The sequence below is a fragment of the Ruegeria sp. AD5 genome, assembly GCF_056542345.1.
The window spans coordinates 553,730-571,589 of sequence record NZ_JBQFZR010000002.1 but is presented as its reverse complement, the minus strand read 5'-3'; the positions used below and the strand labels follow the sequence as shown (position 1 = coordinate 571,589).

Annotated in this window: 19 protein-coding genes and 1 tRNA gene; 9 read left to right on the top strand and 11 right to left on the bottom strand. The window is 57.3% G+C overall.

Annotated features, from left to right (window positions below; all coding sequences use genetic code 11):
* Window positions 1-36 precede the first annotated feature (36 nt).
* Window positions 37-381 carry an MmcQ/YjbR family DNA-binding protein gene (locus ACR0JG_RS11415; protein WP_480569816.1) on the bottom strand — a complete coding sequence of 115 codons (345 nt, stop codon included), beginning with the start codon at window positions 379-381 and terminating at the stop codon, window positions 37-39.
* A gap of 218 nt (window positions 382-599) precedes the next feature.
* Between ACR0JG_RS11415 and cysS the strand changes: the two genes are divergently transcribed.
* Genes cysS through ACR0JG_RS11400 form a run of 3 tightly spaced genes read left to right on the top strand, consistent with a single transcriptional unit; the run spans window position 600 to window position 4,409 of the window.
* On the top strand, window positions 600-2,000 hold the full coding sequence (gene cysS, locus ACR0JG_RS11410) for a cysteine--tRNA ligase (protein WP_223118010.1): 1,401 nt from the start codon (window positions 600-602) through the stop codon (window positions 1,998-2,000).
* Window positions 1,997-3,631: a citramalate synthase gene (gene cimA / locus ACR0JG_RS11405; protein ID WP_170595539.1), complete on the top strand. Its 1,635-nt coding sequence runs from the start codon at window positions 1,997-1,999 to the stop codon at window positions 3,629-3,631. The genes cysS and cimA overlap by 4 nt, the downstream gene beginning before the upstream one ends.
* A gap of 1 nt (window position 3,632) precedes the next feature.
* Window positions 3,633-4,409 carry a squalene/phytoene synthase family protein gene (locus ACR0JG_RS11400; protein ID WP_480569813.1) on the top strand — a complete coding sequence of 259 codons (777 nt, stop codon included), beginning with the start codon at window positions 3,633-3,635 and terminating at the stop codon, window positions 4,407-4,409.
* 2 nt (window positions 4,410-4,411) lie between these two features.
* On the opposite strand, the gene ACR0JG_RS11395 is transcribed toward ACR0JG_RS11400, so the two are convergent.
* Entirely contained in the window at window positions 4,412-5,638 is a 1,227-nt protein-coding gene (locus ACR0JG_RS11395; protein WP_480569810.1) for an MFS transporter, read from the bottom strand.
* Between the two features lie 98 nt (window positions 5,639-5,736).
* Here ACR0JG_RS11395 and ACR0JG_RS11390 point away from each other — a divergent pair, with 98 nt between their 5' ends.
* The 3 genes from ACR0JG_RS11390 to ACR0JG_RS11380 are packed head-to-tail and all read left to right on the top strand — an operon-like array spanning window position 5,737 to window position 7,361.
* Window positions 5,737-6,369, top strand: coding sequence for a DNA-3-methyladenine glycosylase family protein (locus ACR0JG_RS11390; protein WP_480569806.1), 633 nt, complete (start codon window positions 5,737-5,739; stop codon window positions 6,367-6,369).
* A complete protein-coding gene (locus tag ACR0JG_RS11385; RefSeq protein WP_170392997.1) occupies window positions 6,366-7,031 on the top strand; it encodes an alpha/beta fold hydrolase in 666 nt (221 codons plus the stop codon). Before ACR0JG_RS11390 ends, ACR0JG_RS11385 begins: the two co-directional genes overlap by 4 nt.
* A 27-nt stretch (window positions 7,032-7,058) precedes the next feature.
* Window positions 7,059-7,361, top strand: coding sequence for a putative quinol monooxygenase (locus tag ACR0JG_RS11380; protein ID WP_170421777.1), 303 nt, complete (start codon window positions 7,059-7,061; stop codon window positions 7,359-7,361).
* A 4-nt stretch (window positions 7,362-7,365) separates the two neighbouring features.
* On the opposite strand, the gene ACR0JG_RS11375 is transcribed toward ACR0JG_RS11380, so the two are convergent.
* Window positions 7,366-7,791: a VOC family protein gene (locus ACR0JG_RS11375; RefSeq protein ID WP_170405910.1), complete on the bottom strand. Its 426-nt coding sequence runs from the start codon at window positions 7,789-7,791 to the stop codon at window positions 7,366-7,368.
* Window positions 7,792-7,822: 31 nt separating this feature from the next.
* Window positions 7,823-8,428, bottom strand: a complete 606-nt coding sequence (locus ACR0JG_RS11370; RefSeq protein ID WP_480569803.1) for an rRNA large subunit pseudouridine synthase E — start codon at window positions 8,426-8,428, stop codon at window positions 7,823-7,825.
* Window positions 8,429-8,639: 211 nt separating this feature from the next.
* Here ACR0JG_RS11370 and ACR0JG_RS11365 point away from each other — a divergent pair, with 211 nt between their 5' ends.
* Window positions 8,640-9,227, top strand: a complete 588-nt coding sequence (locus ACR0JG_RS11365) for an HNH endonuclease (RefSeq protein ID WP_170405905.1) — start codon at window positions 8,640-8,642, stop codon at window positions 9,225-9,227.
* Between the two features lie 3 nt (window positions 9,228-9,230).
* Here ACR0JG_RS11365 and ACR0JG_RS11360 read toward each other — a convergent pair whose 3' ends face one another.
* The gene (locus ACR0JG_RS11360; RefSeq protein WP_480569800.1) at window positions 9,231-9,695 is read right to left on the bottom strand and encodes a disulfide bond formation protein B; all 465 of its coding nucleotides are present in this window, start codon (window positions 9,693-9,695) and stop codon (window positions 9,231-9,233) included.
* Window positions 9,692-10,270 carry a YqaA family protein gene (locus tag ACR0JG_RS11355; protein ID WP_170393003.1) on the bottom strand — a complete coding sequence of 193 codons (579 nt, stop codon included), beginning with the start codon at window positions 10,268-10,270 and terminating at the stop codon, window positions 9,692-9,694. Before ACR0JG_RS11355 ends, ACR0JG_RS11360 begins: the two co-directional genes overlap by 4 nt.
* Before the next feature lie 145 nt (window positions 10,271-10,415).
* On the opposite strand from ACR0JG_RS11355, the gene ACR0JG_RS11350 reads away from it, so the two are divergent.
* Window positions 10,416-10,501 (top strand) — tRNA-Leu (locus tag ACR0JG_RS11350).
* Window positions 10,502-10,917: 416 nt separating this feature from the next.
* Here the strand turns inward: ACR0JG_RS11350 and ACR0JG_RS11345 are convergent.
* From ACR0JG_RS11345 to ACR0JG_RS11330, 4 genes are all read right to left on the bottom strand, one after another.
* On the bottom strand, window positions 10,918-11,142 hold the full coding sequence (locus ACR0JG_RS11345) for a hypothetical protein (RefSeq protein ID WP_170393004.1): 225 nt from the start codon (window positions 11,140-11,142) through the stop codon (window positions 10,918-10,920).
* A 614-nt stretch (window positions 11,143-11,756) separates the two neighbouring features.
* The gene (locus ACR0JG_RS11340) at window positions 11,757-12,791 is read right to left on the bottom strand and encodes a lipocalin-like domain-containing protein (protein WP_480569797.1); all 1,035 of its coding nucleotides are present in this window, start codon (window positions 12,789-12,791) and stop codon (window positions 11,757-11,759) included.
* Window positions 12,781-15,195 carry an ABC transporter permease gene (locus ACR0JG_RS11335; protein WP_480569794.1) on the bottom strand — a complete coding sequence of 805 codons (2,415 nt, stop codon included), beginning with the start codon at window positions 15,193-15,195 and terminating at the stop codon, window positions 12,781-12,783. Before ACR0JG_RS11335 ends, ACR0JG_RS11340 begins: the two co-directional genes overlap by 11 nt.
* The gene (locus tag ACR0JG_RS11330) at window positions 15,192-15,839 is read right to left on the bottom strand and encodes an ABC transporter ATP-binding protein (RefSeq protein ID WP_170625872.1); all 648 of its coding nucleotides are present in this window, start codon (window positions 15,837-15,839) and stop codon (window positions 15,192-15,194) included. Before ACR0JG_RS11330 ends, ACR0JG_RS11335 begins: the two co-directional genes overlap by 4 nt.
* On the opposite strand from ACR0JG_RS11330, the gene ACR0JG_RS11325 reads away from it, so the two are divergent.
* Window positions 15,838-16,440, top strand: a complete 603-nt coding sequence (locus ACR0JG_RS11325; protein ID WP_480569791.1) for a potassium channel family protein — start codon at window positions 15,838-15,840, stop codon at window positions 16,438-16,440. The two genes, ACR0JG_RS11330 and ACR0JG_RS11325, sit on opposite strands and share 2 nt — an antisense overlap.
* Here the strand turns inward: ACR0JG_RS11325 and cls are convergent.
* Window positions 16,437-17,849 carry a cardiolipin synthase gene (cls, locus tag ACR0JG_RS11320; protein ID WP_480569788.1) on the bottom strand — a complete coding sequence of 471 codons (1,413 nt, stop codon included), beginning with the start codon at window positions 17,847-17,849 and terminating at the stop codon, window positions 16,437-16,439. The two genes, ACR0JG_RS11325 and cls, sit on opposite strands and share 4 nt — an antisense overlap.
* Between the last annotated feature and the right edge of the window lie 11 nt (window positions 17,850-17,860).

Genomic DNA, 17,860 nt, shown 5'->3' with positions numbered 1-17,860 from the left:
GACGCCGAATGGGGCAAAGCACAGCGATTTTGTCAATCAGCTTCGCGGCGGCAAACTCGCCTGTATCTTCTTGGTCAGCGATGCACGGATGATATCGTATGAGGTGATCAGGCGATGTTGCATCTCGTCGGCGTCAGTTTCCCACGGCAGGCGAACCCAGCTGCGGTGAAAATACGGGGCCTTGGTGCCAATCCCTGCGTCGATCAGCATCTGCGCGGTCTCAATGTCGGTTGTCTTGACCGATACACCATCCCCGACCGAGCCGACGCTGGCGAACATCTTGCCGCCAACTTTCCATGCGTCGTGGCCGCCACCCCAAGGGTCCGAAAGTTCGGCACCGGGCAGGTCTGCGCATAGGGAATTGACGTAATCACGGGTCATGGTGGGCAGACTGCCTCTGTGGAGGTTGAAACTCAAGGCTTGGCTCAGCATCAATCCCGTGCTAGGCAAAGCGCATGAACCGGAAAACTTGCATCATTATCTGCTGCATTACCTGCTGATTTCTCAAGCGGGCCGGTTTCTTTCGTTTTCATCTCTGAGACAAGTTGCTAAGCCCGCGCCAACGCGTGACGTATATGCTGTTTCAGGAGCACGACCCGATGACGACGATCAAACTGCACAATACAAGGACTCGGACGAAAGAGGATTTCGTGCCGATCGATCCCGATAATGTGCGGATGTATGTCTGTGGTCCGACGGTCTATGATCGGGCGCATCTGGGGAACGCACGGCCTGTGGTTGTGTTCGACGTGCTCTATCGTTTGTTGCGGCATGTATACGGTGCTGATCACGTGACCTATGTGCGCAATTTCACCGACGTGGATGACAAGATCAACGCCACCGCATTGTCGCGCAAGAAGGCTGGGGCTGACGGGTCTTTGGAACAGTTGGTGCAGGAACGTTCGGACGAAACCATCGGCTGGTATCTGCACGACATGGGCGCGCTGGGGGCGTTGGAACCCAACGCGATGCCGCGCGCCACAGAGTATATCGCGCAGATGATTGCGATGATCGAAGACCTGATGGCCAAGGGGCACGCTTATGCTGCCGAGGGTCACGTGTTGTTCGCGGTGGACAGCTGGAAGGAACACTATGGTGCGCTGTCGGGGCGGTCGGTTGATGACATGATCGCCGGGGCGCGGGTCGAGGTCGCGCCTTACAAGAAGAACCCGATGGATTTTGTGCTGTGGAAGCCGTCGACCGATGAGTTGCCCGGCTGGGACAGCCCATGGGGCCGGGGGCGTCCGGGGTGGCATATCGAATGCTCGGCCATGAGCTATGAATTGCTGGGCGAGAGCTTTGATATTCACGGTGGCGGCAACGATCTGATGTTCCCGCACCACGAGAACGAGATTGCTCAGAGCAAATGTGCCCACCCGCATGGCGAATTCGCGCGTGTCTGGATGCATAATGAGATGCTGCAGGTCGAGGGCAAGAAAATGTCCAAATCGCTGGGCAATTTCTTCACCGTTCATGATCTGCTTGAGCAGGGTGTGCCGGGTGAAGTGATCCGGTTTGTGTTCCTGCAGACCCATTATCGCAAGCCGATGGACTGGACCGAGAAGAAGGCGCGCGAAGCCGAGGCAACATTGCGCAAGTGGCGGGCGTTGACAGCGGGCATCGAGCCCGCCGCCACCGCGGCACCTGCGGTCATCGATGCGCTTGCGGATGATCTGAACACGGCAGGTGCCATCGCGGAACTGCATCGTTTGGCTGCAGATGGTGATGCTTCGGCTTTGCTGGCAAGTGCGCAGCTGGTTGGACTGTTGGGGGACGATATGGGCGCTTGGGCCGAGACCGCTTCGGCTAATCTGTCGTCTCATGCAGAAAAGCTGGCCGCTGCGCGCGCGTTTGCGATGCAGAGCAAGGATTTCTCTGAGGTTGATCGTCTAAAGGCGGCATATATCGCCGCCGGGCTTGAGGTTCGGATGAGCAAGGATGGTGTGGAATTGGTGCCCGGCGCCGGATTCGACGCCGCCAAGCTGGAGGGGGTCGAATGACCAAGGAACGCCTTTACCTCTACGACACCACGTTGCGCGACGGGCAGCAAACTCAGGGTGTGCAGTTCTCGACAGCCGAGAAGGTGCAGATCGCGCAGGCGTTGGATTCGCTGGGGATTGATTACATCGAAGGGGGTTGGCCCGGAGCGAACCCGACCGACAGTGCGTTTTTTGAGAGCGCGCCTGAGACGTCGGCCTGTATGACGGCGTTTGGAATGACCAAACGCTCGGGCAGGTCGGCTGAGAATGATGACGTTCTGGCGGCTGTAATGAACGCGGGAACACCAGCCGTTTGTCTGGTTGGGAAATCGCACGATTACCACGTGACCCACGCGCTTGGTATCACGCTGGAGGAAAACACCGAGAACGTTCGCGCCTCGGTCGCGCATATCGTGGCGCAGGGGCGGGAGGCTCTGTTTGATGCCGAGCATTTTTTTGATGGCTACAAGGACAACCCGGAATATGCGGTTGAAGTCTGCCGCGCTGCGCTCGATGCAGGGGCACGGTGGGTGGTTCTGTGTGACACCAATGGCGGAGCATTGCCGGCAGAGGTCGGGCGGATCGTATCCGAGGTGATTGCGGCCGGTCTGCCGGGGGATCGGCTGGGCATTCATACGCATAACGACACCGAGAACGCAGTGGCGTGCTCGCTGGCTGCAGTCGATGCGGGGGCGCGGCAGATTCAAGGTACGTTGAATGGGTTGGGAGAGCGCTGTGGCAATGCCAACCTGACCGCTTTGATCCCAACGCTGATGCTGAAAGAACCCTATGCCTCGTGCTATGAGATCGGAGTGATGCCCGAGGCGCTGGCCGGGCTGACGCGCATCAGCCGGATGCTGGATGATATCCTGAACCGAGTGCCCAGCAAGCAGAGCGCCTATGTGGGCGCGTCGGCTTTTGCGCATAAGGCCGGGCTGCATGCCAGCGCGATCCTCAAGGACCCGACAACCTATGAGCATATCGATCCGGCAAGTGTTGGAAATGCGCGCATCATTCCGATGTCGAACCAGGCTGGGCAATCGAACCTGCGTAAACGTTTGACCGATGCGGGATTGGCCGTAGAAGCGGGCGATCCGGCGTTGGGACGTATCCTTGAGCGGATAAAACTGCGCGAGGCCGAGGGGTATTCCTACGACACCGCGCAGGCTAGTTTTGAGCTGCTGGCGCGGGATGAGCTGGGGCAATTGCCCGAATTCTTTGAGGTCAAGCGCTATAAGGTGACCGTTGAGCGCCGGAAGAACAAATACAACAAGATGGTCAGCCTGTCCGAGGCGGTTGTTGTTGTGAAAGTGGATGGTGAGAAGAAGCTGTCAGTAAGTGAATCGCTGGATGAAAGCGGTAGCGATCGCGGTCCGGTGAACGCGCTGGCGAAGGCTCTGGCCAAGGATTTGGGGCAGTATTCGCAGATACTGTCGGATATGCGGCTGGTCGACTTCAAGGTGCGCATCACTCAGGGCGGGACCGAGGCGGTCACGCGCGTGATCATTGACAGCGAAGACGGGCAAGGGCGGCGCTGGTCTACGGTTGGGGTGAGTGCGAACATAATTGATGCCTCGTTCGAAGCGCTGCTGGATGCGATTCAGTGGAAACTGGTGAGCGATTGCGCCCCGCAGTCAGCGGCCGCCGAATAAGGTGGAGTTCGACGACGACATCAAGGCTTGTGCTGCGCTGGTTCATCGGGCCGATCCCGATCGCTTTATGGCTGCCATGGCCGCACCAGTTGAGGCACGGGCAGTTTTGTTCCCGATTTATGCGCTGAACGTCGAGGTGGCCCGTGCCCCGTGGGTGACGCAAGAGAGCATGATCGCTGAGATGCGGCTGCAATGGTGGCGCGATGCCTTGCAAGAGATTGCCGAAGGTTCATCTGTTCGTCGACACGAGGTTGTTACGCCATTGTCGCGCGTGATTTCTCCGCATCTGGCAGCGCTGTTGGATGAATATGTGGCCGTAAGGCGTTGGGATATCTATCGTGATCCGTTCGAGGATGAGGCGCATTTTGACGCCTATATTGCCCATAGCGCTGGGACATTAATGGTGGTGTCGGCGCAGGCTCTGGGTTCGGCGGGTGAAACTGTTCTGCGTGATTTCGGATATGCAGCGGGGATCGCGAATTGGCTGCGCGCAATTCCCGAGCTTGAGGCACGTGGGCGCATTCCTTTGCTGGACGGAACCCATGACGGGGTTCGGGCGCTGGCGCAGAAGGCTTTGGACCGATTGGCGCAGGCGCGGTCCGCCCGCAACGAGGTCTCGGCACAAGCACGGCCTGCGCTCTATGCGGGGTGGCAGACGGAGTGGGTGTTGCGGACTGCATTGGCCAAACCGGACCGGGTGGCCGCAGGTGCGTTGGCTCAGGGTGAAATCCGACGTCGGTTTACCCTGATGAAAACGGCAGCGACCGGACGTTGGTAGGGTCAGGCCGTCTGGGGGTCTGAAGGTCTCAGAACCAACCATAACAGTGCGCCACCTGCAAGGGTCAGCAGCGGGATCATGGCGAGGTTTACGGCCGTCCAACCCTCGACCGCTGAACCGCCCGAGCAGTTCATCAATCCGCCAGAGGCAAGCGAAGCAAAGGTCACACCGCCAAACACCAGCAAGTCATTCAGGCCCTGCATTCGCCCGCGTTCGTGCACTTCATGCGAGTCTGCCAACATGCTGGTGGCGCCAATGAAGCCAAAGTTCCATCCGATGCCAAGCAGGATCAGGGCGACGAAAAAGTTACCTAGATCAACACCTTGCAGGGCGACAATGCCTGCGCCGCCAAGGATTGCCAAACCGAGAGCTACGATCTTTTCGACCCCAAACCGCGCGATCAGGTGGCCGGTGAAGAAGCTGGGAATGTACATCGCCAGTACGTGGCTGGTGACGATATCCGCGGCATCACCTTCGGTATATCCGCACCCGACGACGGCCAAAGGCGTAGAGGTCATGACAAGGTTCATCAGCGCGTAAGAGACCATGGCGCAAATGATCGCCACTGCGATGCGCGGGGTTTTCAGCAGTTCCAATCGGGTCCGGCCTTTCGGCTCGTCTTCGGTTGGTTTCGGCGGGGTCGGGATGTCGAGGAAAAAGAACAACGCCGACCCCAGAACGTTGATCGCGATCACCGCCAGATAAGTGCCCAAAAACGGGACCACATACGCCTGCGAGGTCAGCTTGACGATCTGAGGGCCGATGATCGCCGCCGCAAGCCCTCCGGCCATGACGTATGAGATCGCCTTGGGCCGAAATGCATCAGAGGCGGTGTCTGCTGCTGCAAAGCGATAAAAGCCATGTGCGCTCATGTATATGCCGGTCAGGAAGCTGCCGATCAGGAAGATCGGGAACGAGCCGAGATAAAGGCCGTAAGCCCCGATAACGCCCCCTGCGGCACCTGCGGTTGATCCCACAAGAAACCCGGCACGGCGTCCCCAGCGTTGCATGATGGCCGAAATCGGCGTGGCCGCCAGCATTGAACCCAGAACGATCAGTGAAATCGGCAGCGTCGCAAGGCAAGCGTTGCTGGCCAGCGATTGGCCTGCCAGCCCGCCGACGATGAACATCATGGGCATCTGTGCACCCAGGATTGCCTGTGCTGCCACCAAAACGGCGACGTTGCGTTTGGCCTGACTGTCGTCAGGGGTGGCAGCGATCATTGTCATGGGCGAATGGTTATCTACGATTGAGACTTGGCACAAGCGGGTTGCATATGCGGCACATCCGCCTAACGTGCGGACAAGGATCACTTATCGGAGAGCGCATGTCCGTCGGACGCATCATCGAAACATCGGACTGCGTTACCGAAGGGGCCGAGTGGCTGGCTGAGGCCTGCCCCCGGATGGCTTATGCGATAGAGCAAACCGGACCCCTGCCACTCAGGCGCAAGCCTGACGGGTTCGCCCAGTTGCTCAGCGCGATTGTCAGTCAGCAGGTCAGCGTGGCCTCGGCAAACGCAATCTGGAAGAGGCTGCAGGACGCAAAACTGACCGGTCCGCGCAAGATTATGTGGGCCACTGATGATGATCTGCGCGCTGTGGGTCTCAGCCGTCAGAAAATTCGCTATGCCCGCGCCTTGGCTGAGGCGCGGATCGATTACAAAGCGTTGCGTGATGCGCCAGATGACGAAGTGGTCGCAATTCTGACCGAGGTACCGGGAATCGGTGTCTGGACTGCCGAGATTTATGCGATGTTTTCGCTGGGTCGCGCCGATGTGATTGCACCGGGCGATCTGGCCTTACAGGAAGCTGCACGCATCCTCTATGAATTGCCAGAACGACCAAAAGACAAAGAGTTACGCCAGATGGCTGAAGCATGGTCGCCGTGGCGATCGGTTGCGGCGCGGGTGCTGTGGGCCTATTACCGGGTCGCAAAAGACAGAGAAGGGATCAGATGACACGGGTTTTGAACGCGCTCAGGAAAGAGCCGGTTTCAGGCGACACACGCTCGGTCGTGGTGTTTGTGCATGGTTATGGTGCAAACGGGGCCGATCTTTTGGGGCTGGCTGATCCGTTGGGCGAGCATCTGCCGGATACGTTGTTTGTAGCTCCGGACGCGCCTGAACAGATCATCGGTATGCCCAACGGTTTCCAGTGGTTCCCGATCCCGTGGATTGATGGCTCATCCGAGGAGGAAGCCCGACGGGGTATGGAAATGGCAGTTGAGGATTTCAACGCGTTCCTTGATGCGCTGATGGTGGATGAGGATGTCCTGCCAGAGCAGGTAGTGCTGTTCGGTTTCAGCCAGGGCACGATGATGAGCTTACATGTAGCCCCGCGCCGCGAGGACCCAGTGGCGGGGATCGTAGCGTTCTCGGGACGTTTGCTGGAACCTGATTTGCTGCCGGACGAAACCGTCAGTCGCATGCCAATCCTGCTGGTGCATGGCGATGCTGATGACGTTGTACCGCCGCAATCGTTGCCAGAAGCAGCTGAGGCACTTCAGGCGGCTGGGTTCAAAGAGGTTTATGCCCATATAATGAAGGGCACCGGCCACGGGATTGCTCCGGATGGCTTGAGTGTTGCGCTGGCCTTCATGCGGGATAAGCTGAGCCTCTGACTTGCGGGGCGATCTAAGGAGAGCATGATGCTGATCGTGACAGGAGTGGTTGAAGTTTCAGATGCAGCGGTCGAGAAAGCCATTGCTGCTGCGCAGGAAATGGTTGCGGAAACTCTGAAAGAACCCGGATGCCTGATCTATGAATTCAGTCAAATCCTGGGTCAGGCGACCCGCTTTCGGGTCTATGAGGAATGGCAGGATCAGGCCGCGCTTGAGGCCCATTTCGCGACCCCTCATATGGCTGCTTTTCAGGCGGCACTTGGTGAGGTCGGCGTTGTCTCTAGCGAAATCTACCGTGTGATCGGGGGCGAGAAGCAGCCGCTTCGCTGATCGATCACTCCCAAAGTCTTCCTTCCGAGAATTCGACCGAATTGCCTGCAGGGTCTCGTACATAGAGCGACCGGGCTCCGTTGGGCCAGTCGAACTCGGCATCGACAGGGATGTTCCAGTCCAACAGATGTTTGCGCATCACAGTGATTTCATCTCGGGTTAGGACAAGGCAAACATGGCTGGGACCGCGCGCGCCATGCGGTGGGACCGGCAGATCGGGGTTTCCTGGCGGTTTCTCGGTTTCGCTGGCATTGAACAGCAACAGGACGGACCCGCCGATTCGATAGAACACATGGCGGTCGGTGACGCGCTGGATTTTCTCTAGCCCCAATATCTGACCATAGAAATCCTCGGCCGCATCTAGATCGTCGACATACAGCGCGGCTTCCAGGATGGCAGACGGGGCAGGGATATCCGGTGTTACCTTCATGCCCTAAGCCTATCACATCACGCAGTTTTTGTCACCGGCGCGGGCGGCGGTCCCGCTTGCGCGACGGTGCTGCGTCAACAGCTGGCATCGGCAGGCTTTCCCACTGACCGGGGTCAAGGCCGTCCAAAGACCAATCTCCAACACGGGCTCGGATCAGGCGCAGAGTTGGGTGCCCGACTGCGGCTGTCATCCGGCGAACCTGACGGTTGCGGCCCTCTTTAATCGTCAGTTCAACCCAACTGTCTGGCACCGTTTGGCGAACCCGGATCGGCGGGGTGCGTGCCCACAGCCATTCGGGTTCGTCAATCAGCCGCGCCTTGGCGAGGCGCGTCAAACCATCCTTAAGTTCAACACCTTCCCGCAACGCCTTTAGTGCCGCTGTATCGGGAATGCCTTCGACCTGAACCCAGTATGTCTTAGGCATCTTGTGCTTGGGGTCTGATATCTGCGCCTGCAATCGCCCATTATCAGTCAGCAGCATCAAACCCTCGCTATCCCGGTCCAAGCGTCCCGCAGGATAGACACCGGGCAGGTCGATGAATTCCGACAGCGTGCTACGGGGCGAGTCAGAATTGGCGCGGTCGGTGAACTGCGGCAATACATCGTAAGGCTTGTTGAAACGGATGAACCAGGACATGCCCCGCCATAGCTTGCAGACCACATCTGCGCAACCTGTGGATAAGTGTCACTTATCTGTTACGTATTCGGCCTAACCAATACCCGAGATGTTGTGTGAACTCGGCACTTGTCAGAGATTTAACACGATATATAGTTAACTTAAGGCCGGGGCGGGTGTTCCCCGCTCTGATGTCACAAACGGGCAGTACAGAGCGAGGAGCGATTCTGTTATGGACGGAGACTTCAGGACCGAATTTGTCAGGGAAACCGGTGCGCTCAAGCATCATCCGGCATTGGTTTTGAACGCCGATTACAGACCTCTTTCCTACTACCCGTTGTCTTTATGGCCGTGGCAGGAGGCGATCAAAGCTGCCTGGCTGGACAGGGTGGATATTGTTGCGGAATATGACGAGGTTGTCCGCAGTCCCAGTACCGAGATCCGAATACCCTCGGTCGTTGTCCTGAAAGACTATGTAAAACCCAGAAAGCGCGTGGCCTTCACGCGCTTTAATTTATTTTTGCGGGACGAATTCAAATGCCAGTACTGCGGCAGCCGTGAAAACCTGACCTTTGATCATGTTGTACCGCGCGCTGCGGGCGGGGTCACAAGTTGGCAGAATGTCGTTGCAGCGTGCAGCCCGTGCAATCTGCGCAAGGGCTCAAAATCCCTGCGACAGGCCAGAATGTCACTGAATAAACCGCCGCGTCAGCCGGATGCTGAGGCTTTGCGCAATATCGGTCGGAAGTTCCCCCCGAACCATCTGCACGAAAGCTGGATCGACTTCCTCTACTGGGATGCCGAACTGGATCAGCTATAAACCCTAGCGCGCGCGCCAGGCTGCTATCCAGATCAGGACCAGACCCGTCGAAATCAATCCATTCCAGCCCGCCATGGAAATCCCGAATATCTCCCACGGGATGTCATCGCAACGCACGAGCGGGGCGGACATGATCTGATCCATTAACTCTTCGGCACTCAGACCACCGATATCACCAGATGTGCAGGTCGATGGGCCCTCCCACCTGCCTTGCTCGACCCCAGCATGGTAAAACCCTATTCCCGCCGTTGTGGCCGCGGCCAGAGCGCCTAGTAGAGGCAGGGGGCGGACGCCCGGGAAGGCAAAGGCTAGAGCACCAAGAATCACTGCGACACCATGAGGATACCGCTGCCAGATGCACATTTCGCACGGCGCGAGCCCACCGATGTACTGAAAGCCCCAAGCCCCAAGTAGCAACGCGGCTGAGCCGGATGCGGCAACCAGAACCAGAAGTCTTTTGCGCGTCATAAGTATTTCACCACAAGAAAGCCGCCAAACAGTAGGATTATGAATAGGGTAAACATCAAACCCAACCGTTTTTCGATGAAGTCACGGATTGGTTCCCCAAATTTCCACAGCAGCCCTGCCACAAGAAAGAAGCGCAAGGCGCGCGCCAGGATCGAGGTGGCTATGAACGTCCCAATCGGCATCCCGGTCCAGCCCGACATGATGGTAATGACCTTATATGGGAAAGGCGTCACACCAGCCGCCAGCACGGCCCAGAAGCCGAAATCATTGAAGCGGGTATTAAATTCTTCCATTGCGTGGGCTTTGCCCATGGCTTCCAGAACAGGCTGCCCAAGGCTTTCGTAAAAGAATGCCCCAATTGCATAACCCAATATCCCACCAAGCACCGAGGCAACCAAGGCGACCGTCGCGATCAGCCAGGCCCGCGACGGGCGCGCAAGGATCATGGGAATCATCAAAACATCGGGTGGGATCGGAAAAAACGAACTTTCGACAAAAGCCACAACAGCCAGCGCCCAGAGCGCATGAGGATGTTCGGCCAGACGAATGGTCCAGTCATAAAGGGATCGCAACATGAAGAATAAGTATCCTGGTAACCGCTGCGGCAAGCCAAACCATGCACCCGACTGACCGTCAACCTCCTTCGATGAAACATTCAGAGCAGTGGTTGTTTTTTGCCTCTGGACCTTCTCTCGGTAGGGCGCTAATCCAGTGTTCGTGGCCCAAGTGGCGGAATGGTAGACGCAGGGGATTCAAAATCCCCCGGTAGTGATACCGTGCCGGTTCGAGTCCGGCCTTGGGTACCAAAGTAAAAACAGTGAGTTAGGGTAACCCGCTCGCTGTTTTTTCTTTTTGGGACATCTGTTTTGAACTGTTTTGATTCATCAACGAGTTTTCTTTGAATACACGGGTCATATCTCCATTTCTGGACAAGCCGTGGCTTCACAATTCTAGGTTTAGGCAGATATTTCACACTTCCATAACATTTTCTGGACGGTCGGTTTCGGTATTCAGAATGGGTGCTAATCCCGCGCGTTCCAGCGCTCGATCCCGCCAGTGCGATATTGGTTGAGGCAACGCGCCATTGTCCACGAAATCGCGGAGCTCTGAAGTAGTCACATCCAGCAATTCTTAATAGTTCTGATGCCCAGTCGCGCGAGATGGCGGCTTTGTAATTGACCTGTGGGTGGGACCCGCTGCTTAGAACGCAGCGGGCAGAGCGTTAGCTACACTTTTGCTCGTAATAGGCATCAAGTAATTCAATGATCCACTTGATGATAAATTTGGTTGCACCGTTCGCCTTTTCTTTGATCTTTTCCAGAACCACTCGTACCACAGGCCACGCATCGCAAAAATCGATACCTTTTACCTGTTCTGGTTGCCCTAGATCGAGTGAGTTCAAATAGGCTTCGATCTCTTCGCGGCTCACTTCAACGCCATTAGCCATTTTCAATTCCTTTCAAATAAGTGTGTGTAACAGGCAACGCCCGAATTCGATTAGTTAAAAATAGTTTTATTGAAACGGGCGAAATTGCCGTGTTTTGAACACTAGTGGATTTGATCGAATTTTTCAATTTTCCGCACAACCGCATGAGCGAAATGGAAAAGTGTTCGGCTTGCGCCTCGCTCAGACCAGACAGCTATTGCAAGTCTTCTGCCCATTCCTTTTTTGTTTTGTTAACGTGTTATGACAAAGCGATTTTTCTGATTCTCTCTCCGCCCATCGATTAAAAATATGTGCAATCCTGACCGGTGTTTACCGCACTCAGGATAGTCGAATATGTTGTGATACGACGAGGTTTAGTGTCGTTAAACAGATCGTCAGCTCCGATATCAAATACCAGCAAAACCTTGCAGGCAGCTCGGGAACATCACTATGATGTGTGGGACGGCTCGGCGTGTTGTTTCTTGTGCCTCTGAATATGACCAGGAGTGGGAACTGGATTTCCACATGGTCTCGAATTTGAATAAGTGGGCGCTGGGTATTGCATGACCCTGAAAAGCAAGCTCTGACCCCGTTTGGGGACATCCGCTAGCTTGAAAGAACACGAAATTTCAACTTCAATACCCCGTCATCTCAAGATATCCGCGCCCTGTGTGGCTACCTGTGATGGTGATTGGGCCTTCCCAGTATTCGAACCGGGTTCCCATCCAGGCTTTCGGGCTTATGGCATCGACTTCAACATCGATCCCGCGATCCGGCAACGACACCTGCCATTTGATCGGAACGTCACGTTGTGCCACGCGGGCGGTTTCAAGGGGTTCTAGCAGGACTGAGCCGTCAGGTAGGGGGGTCGTTTGCCCATCAGGCTCAATCCACGTAGCGGCCGTGAAATCCCCTCGATCCCCGCGTAGGCGGAAGGCCATCAGCTTGTCACCGTCGTCAAAGCTGAGCGAGAACCAGTCCCAGCCGCTTTGATCTTCGGCCAAGGGTTGCGAAGACCATTCGCGATCCAGCCAACCCTGGCCGGCGACTTCGACATCTTCGTTGGGCAGGTGGAGCGTGCCCTCGACCGAGTAGAAGGGTTGTGAATAGTAGTAGCTTGCCTGACCATCGGCGGATTTCACCGAATACCCCTCGGCCCCGTGAAACACCAATGGGCCTTGGGCCTTTAGAGTCAGATCATACCCAAAGTCTGATCCGTTTGCTGTCAGGCTGAGGGTTTCCAAATCATCGCCGCGCATGTGCCATTCATCGATCCATGCCTCAAACGGTTGGGCCGTAACGCCAGCCTGTCCAACACCGCCGCGAGAGAGTCGTTCGGCGAAATAGTGTATTTCTGGCGTTGTGAGCGCGGCATGGCCCATCCAGATCTGTGGGTTTTGCCAGCCGTCAGCCTCGGACGGTTTCAGGGCCGATCGGAACAGGGTCCATTGTATGCCATAGTCGCGACCCTCTGCGTCTTTGAGGTTTGCCGTCAGATACCACCATTCAATCCGATAATCCGGATGGGCGCCGTGATCTTGCGGAAACTGAAAGCTGTAGTCCGGTTCAGGACGCGTAAAGCCATCCGCATTGCCGCCCAACCCGGCATAACCCTGCGCCCAACCGGTAATTGGAAGGAGGATGAACAGAATGAAGGCTTTAACGTTCATTGGCAAAAACCCTCAACAGCGCAGCAGGTGGCAGGCGGAGCAATCGTAATGCGGGTAGGGCTGCTGCGAGCACGGCGGCAACCAGAGTCAGCAGGAATAAGCTCAGCCAATCAGTTGGGAACAAATACATGGGCAAGCGCCATCCGAAGGCCTGCACGTTGATCACGGCCAGCAGCACCCATGCCAATACAAGGCCCAATGGAAGGGCAAAGCAAGCAGTCATCACCGCAAGCAGGACACTGCGCAGAAGCTCTAGCTTGGCCAGTTGCGCGCGCGTTAGACCCAGCGCCCAGACCGGTGCGACCTGAGGCAGGCGCTGGGTCCACAATGTCAGCAAACTGGTGAGTATCGCGAACCCCGCAACGCCCAGTGTCAGCACATTCAGCGCTGAGGTGACGACGAAAGTTTTTTCAAAAACAGCCATCGATTGCGCTTTCATAGCGGCCTGCTGCACAACTGCCGATGGAGGCAGGTCAAATTGGTCACGCAACGCCTGTGCCAGCTCCGAGGCCTGATCCGGTGCGATGCGAATGCCAAAGCGGCGTGTATCCGTATCCGGGGCAATCTGATCCAGCATCGGCATTGCGACGATGGCCTGACCTGTCGGGTTCCCGTAGTCGGAATAGACACCTGCAATCGGCAAGCTGTGCTCGGGTGTGATCGCGACGGTATCTCCGGGCCACAGATCCGCGCGTCGTGCGAGTTGCTCGTTGATGAGTACGGCGCCGCGATACAGGACGTTGTCCCAGACGTCGGGATCCTTGGCGATCAGTGGCCAGTTGTTGCGATAGCTATCGTGATCAACAATCCCGTACAGAAACAACGGCCCGGTCTCGTGCGGCAATTCGGTGCTGCGAATGGGTAGGACAGCTGACGCCCTTGGGGCGAGCCAATCGATAAGGGCTGCGCCTTGTGCATTGTCGGCTGCGGTCACGTAAAGTTCGGAGGTCAGCCGTTGATCGAGCCAGCCAGTAAAGGTGAGGCGGAAGCTTGAAACCATTGTGCCCACGCCGATATTCGCGGCGAGCGCTAGCAGCAAGGCCATCAGCGCAAGTGACAGACCGGGCAATTGCGCCCGCATGTCCGCGAGCACCCATTGACCAACAGGCGTGCGGGCCCGGCGCAGGCACAAGGTCAATATCCCTGACAGTGCGAGCGGCAGCAACAAGGCCGCTCCGGTCAGCATCCCGGCAAGCAAGGCAAACCCTGCGATAAGTCCGCCGATTGTGAAATATGCGATAAAGCCCACTGCTAGCAGGGCTAGGCCACACGCGCCCGTAATCTGGGCCGAGGCTTTACTGCCACGCCAAGCTTGTAAGCCCGGCCCTGCGAGGATGGGCATGCGCGAAAGTCGCCAAAGAGCGTGGCCACTGGCCGCCAACGTGCCGCCTATTGCCATCGCAAGACCTGCGGCGACCCATTGGGGGCGTAATGACATCTGCCCGTCGATTGTTGCCCCGTAGAGGCCGCGCAACGTGGCGGCGACATCAGGCAACAAGGCTCCAGCCAGAAAATACCCCAGGATTAACCCGAACAGGCCACCGATCAGGGCCAAGAGAAGCAATTCACCCAGAACGATCCAGATCAGGCCCCGCATGGGAAGGCCCAACGCCCTTAATGTACGGATAGTGCCACGCCTCTGCGCGAAGGCGAGGCCGACCGTTCCGTGAACGATGAACAGGCCGACGGCGAAAGACAGCAAGCCGAAAGCTGAGAGGTTCAGGTGAAAGCTGTCGGTAAGCTGCGCGGTATCCAACTGGGCCGAGGGGCTAATGCGTTGAAGTTCAGGCGCAAGTTCTGACAGAGACGGGACACCACGGGGCTGATTGGGCAAGATCACCAGACGGGAAATCTGACCGGGACGGTTCAGAAGACGCTCGGCCACTCCAATATCGGTGAGCACCAGATCAGGTGGCAGCGCGGTGCTGGAAAGCACCGGTGGGAATTTGTCGTTAGATTGAAACAGCGGGGCCAGGGCGGGTGACATCAGCAGCCGCCCCGGAGCTGTCAGCATATCAGCGGGGTCGGGGGCATCCGCGCCTTGCTCGATCTGGGTGATCGCGGGTAGGACAGGGTAGGCCACCAAATCCACCCCCATCAGACGTACGGAACGGCCCTTGATGCGCAGCCTGCCTTCTAAGACGGCCGCCACTTGCCAACCTGCGCGCCTGAGCTCGGCGTAGCGGGAAAGAGGGATCGTGGGACCGGAGGCGCGCAGTTCGTCGAATTGTCCGATGGCAAGCTGGGTGCTGGCGCGTTCATAGCTCGCGCGCGCTTCGGCATTGATGGCTTGCACGGCCGACCACAGACAAGTTGCCAGCGCGATACCCGTCAGAAGCGTCATCAATTGCAATGGGTGCATCCGCCAATGGGACACCAGCGCCAGGACCGCAGCGCGTGTCATGCGATATGCCCGCCCGTCAGGTGGGCACGCCGGTCGAGACGGCTGGCGATGTCATTCGAGTGGGTGACCAGCAGGAGCGCAGCGCCGGTATCGGCAACCAATGAAAGCATCAGGTCCAGCACCACCGCACTTGCTGTTTCGTCCAGATTGCCCGTCGGCTCATCCGCTAGCAGCAATCGTGGTCGGATCGCCATGGCGCGTCCGATGGCAACCCGCTGCTGCTGTCCGCCCGAAAGGTTCTCGGGGTAGCGGTCTTGCAGTTCTCTCAGGCCAAGGCGCTCGGTCAGGTGGACAACCCAATCCGGGTCGTTCCGACCCGCAAGTCGCGCATGGATCGAGAGGTTCTGGGCAACGGTCAGCGACGGGATCAGGTTGAACTGCTGAAAGACCAGAGACAGGGTGCCGCGACGCAATTCGGCGCGTTCCGCATCATTCAGGGCCGACATGGCGCGCCCGTCCAGAGTAATCTCTCCGCCATCAAACCCATCCAGCGCCGCCACCAGATGCAATAATGTGCTTTTGCCACTGCCACTTTCTCCGGTCAGCGCCAAGGTCTGCCCCTGTTCCAGCGTCAATGAAACATCGGTCAGGACAGGTCGCCCACCGGGATAGGATTTTCGAACGTGATCAATTGATAGCAACATGCAAACTCTCATCTGGTCCCGTCACAATGTGCAACGCGGCGCGCCAGTGTCCAGAGCCGAGATCGGTTCTATTCGCCGCAGCCTTACGCATCGCATGGGGTTGTCGGCAACGCGCGAAACCCCCATGCTGGCACAGTTTTCAGCGATCAGAACAAAGGCCGTTTACATGACATTGTCGCAACAAATCATTTGGGGCAGCTTCTATCTGGGTATTTGTTTTCTGATCGAAATCATGCTGCTGACATGGTGCGTTCTGGTCATCCGAAAACTGGTTGCGAAATGGGAGACGCACAGCACTATCCTTGCAACCGCAGGCCCGATCAGCGTGGCGCTGGTGTTTATCGTGCTGACCCATACGGTTCAGGTCTGGATCTGGGCGATTGTCTGGGTGTGGGGTGATGTGCTGCCGGATTGGAATTCGGCCCTCTATTTCTCATTGGTGACGTTCACGACGCTGGGTTACGGCGACATCGTCTTGGGCGAAGGGCTGCGCATCTTCGGAGCGTTTGCATCGGTCACGGGCCTACTGGCCTTTGGGCTGTCGACCGCGTTCCTGGTGGCCCTCATGACGCGGGTCTTTGAAGAACGGTTCCTGAACTAGAGGATCGGTGCAAACAGCCGTGCAAGCGGCGCACCAAAACGGATGTGGAACGGTTGCTGGGGCAAATCGCGGGTCAATTCGTAACTTGCTTCAAAATCGGTTTCCAGCATTGCGGCGACGGCCTCTGCTGCGCGACGGTCAAAGAACAGGGCCATCGCCTCAAAGTTCAGGCGAAAGGATCGGTTGTCCAGATTGGTGGTGCCAACGGCGGCCAAGGTATCGTCTACAACAAACGCTTTTTGATGCATGAAGCCGTCGGTATAGCGAAACACCCGGGCGCCACAGTCTCGGATTTCGTCGAAATAGGCAAAAGCGGCCAGCCAGGGCAGACGATGGTCGATGACATCCGGCACGAGTATTCGTACATCCACACCACGCAACGCCGCGTGCTGTAGCGCGGTCATGATGTCGATGTCGGGCACAAAATAGGGCGAGGCGATCCAAAGCCGTTCTTTCGCCTCAGTGATGGCCGCAAAGAACATCATTGCGCCGGTTTCTGTTTCGTCGCCCGGGCCCGTTGCCACCAGCAGCGCATTCATGTCCTGATCAGATTCATTTCCAGCCCAATCGAGTTGGTCGATCAGATCTTCGTTGCGCGCCCAGTGCCAATCCTCGGTAAAAATCAATTGCAGTTGCCGTACTACGTGGCCGGTCATCTTGATATGCGTGTCCCGCCAGCGACCGAACCGAGGGCTTTGCCCCAAGTATTCAACGCCGATGTTGTGACCACCGATAAAGCCGACATCGCCATCCACGATCACAGTTTTTCGGTGGTTGCGATAGTTCAGTTGAAACCGGAAATTGGGCCCGCGTTGTTCGCGGGGATCTGCAACATCCACACCGGCCTGGCGCAGCGTCTCAAAATAGCTGGACGGCAGGCCATAGCTACCCACCGCGTCGGTCATGAACCGAACATGTACGCCACGCTTGACCGCGGCGATTAGCCGGTCCCGCACCCTTCGCCCAAGATCATCATCCCGGACGATGTAGAACTGGATCAGAACGTAATTCTCGGCCTTATCTATGGCGTCGAGAATGGCATCAAACGTAGCTTTGCCGTCGATCAGCAGCTCGGCTCCATTACCACGTGAGACGGGCAAATGGGCCAACGCTTCAAACGCGCGAGGATTGACTCGCATCGTCTGAGGGTCGGGTTTCGAGAAATCGGCAAAGGTCTTGATCCCTTCGACGACGCGCTCACTTTCTTGCCGAGCGATCCGGTATCCTCTGAACCGATGGTGACCGAGGAATAGATACAGCGGCACGCCAAACATCGGGGCCGACAGTAGGAACACAACCCAGCCTACCGCGCCTTGAGGTGTGCGTGCAGTCTGCGCAGCGCGAACTGCAAAGACGACCGCTACGCAATAGAGTGAAAACAGAAAAAACGAGACGAGTAATGTCCACATCGGGGCGCAGC

What these genes read in the sequence shown, in the direction of transcription:
- ACR0JG_RS11370 (WP_480569803.1), bottom strand. Translation starts at nt 8,428, where the DNA reads ATGTCCTGGTTCATCCGTTTCAACAAGCCTTACGATGTATTGCCGCAG.
- cysS (WP_223118010.1), top strand. Translation starts at nt 600, where the DNA reads ATGACGACGATCAAACTGCACAATACAAGGACTCGGACGAAAGAGGAT.
- ACR0JG_RS11390 (WP_480569806.1), top strand. Translation starts at nt 5,737, where the DNA reads ATGTCCGTCGGACGCATCATCGAAACATCGGACTGCGTTACCGAAGGG.
- ACR0JG_RS11330 (WP_170625872.1), bottom strand. Translation starts at nt 15,839, where the DNA reads ATGTTGCTATCAATTGATCACGTTCGAAAATCCTATCCCGGTGGGCGA.
- ACR0JG_RS11340 (WP_480569797.1), bottom strand. Translation starts at nt 12,791, where the DNA reads ATGAACGTTAAAGCCTTCATTCTGTTCATCCTCCTTCCAATTACCGGT.
- ACR0JG_RS11360 (WP_480569800.1), bottom strand. Translation starts at nt 9,695, where the DNA reads ATGACGCGCAAAAGACTTCTGGTTCTGGTTGCCGCATCCGGCTCAGCC.
- cimA (WP_170595539.1), top strand. Translation starts at nt 1,997, where the DNA reads ATGACCAAGGAACGCCTTTACCTCTACGACACCACGTTGCGCGACGGG.
- ACR0JG_RS11385 (WP_170392997.1), top strand. Translation starts at nt 6,366, where the DNA reads ATGACACGGGTTTTGAACGCGCTCAGGAAAGAGCCGGTTTCAGGCGAC.
- ACR0JG_RS11355 (WP_170393003.1), bottom strand. Translation starts at nt 10,270, where the DNA reads ATGTTGCGATCCCTTTATGACTGGACCATTCGTCTGGCCGAACATCCT.
- ACR0JG_RS11325 (WP_480569791.1), top strand. Translation starts at nt 15,838, where the DNA reads ATGCAAACTCTCATCTGGTCCCGTCACAATGTGCAACGCGGCGCGCCA.
- ACR0JG_RS11345 (WP_170393004.1), bottom strand. Translation starts at nt 11,142, where the DNA reads ATGGCTAATGGCGTTGAAGTGAGCCGCGAAGAGATCGAAGCCTATTTG.
- ACR0JG_RS11395 (WP_480569810.1), bottom strand. Translation starts at nt 5,638, where the DNA reads ATGACAATGATCGCTGCCACCCCTGACGACAGTCAGGCCAAACGCAAC.
- ACR0JG_RS11380 (WP_170421777.1), top strand. Translation starts at nt 7,059, where the DNA reads ATGCTGATCGTGACAGGAGTGGTTGAAGTTTCAGATGCAGCGGTCGAG.
- ACR0JG_RS11375 (WP_170405910.1), bottom strand. Translation starts at nt 7,791, where the DNA reads ATGAAGGTAACACCGGATATCCCTGCCCCGTCTGCCATCCTGGAAGCC.
- ACR0JG_RS11365 (WP_170405905.1), top strand. Translation starts at nt 8,640, where the DNA reads ATGGACGGAGACTTCAGGACCGAATTTGTCAGGGAAACCGGTGCGCTC.
- cls (WP_480569788.1), bottom strand. Translation starts at nt 17,849, where the DNA reads ATGTGGACATTACTCGTCTCGTTTTTTCTGTTTTCACTCTATTGCGTA.
- ACR0JG_RS11335 (WP_480569794.1), bottom strand. Translation starts at nt 15,195, where the DNA reads ATGACACGCGCTGCGGTCCTGGCGCTGGTGTCCCATTGGCGGATGCAC.
- ACR0JG_RS11415 (WP_480569816.1), bottom strand. Translation starts at nt 381, where the DNA reads ATGACCCGTGATTACGTCAATTCCCTATGCGCAGACCTGCCCGGTGCC.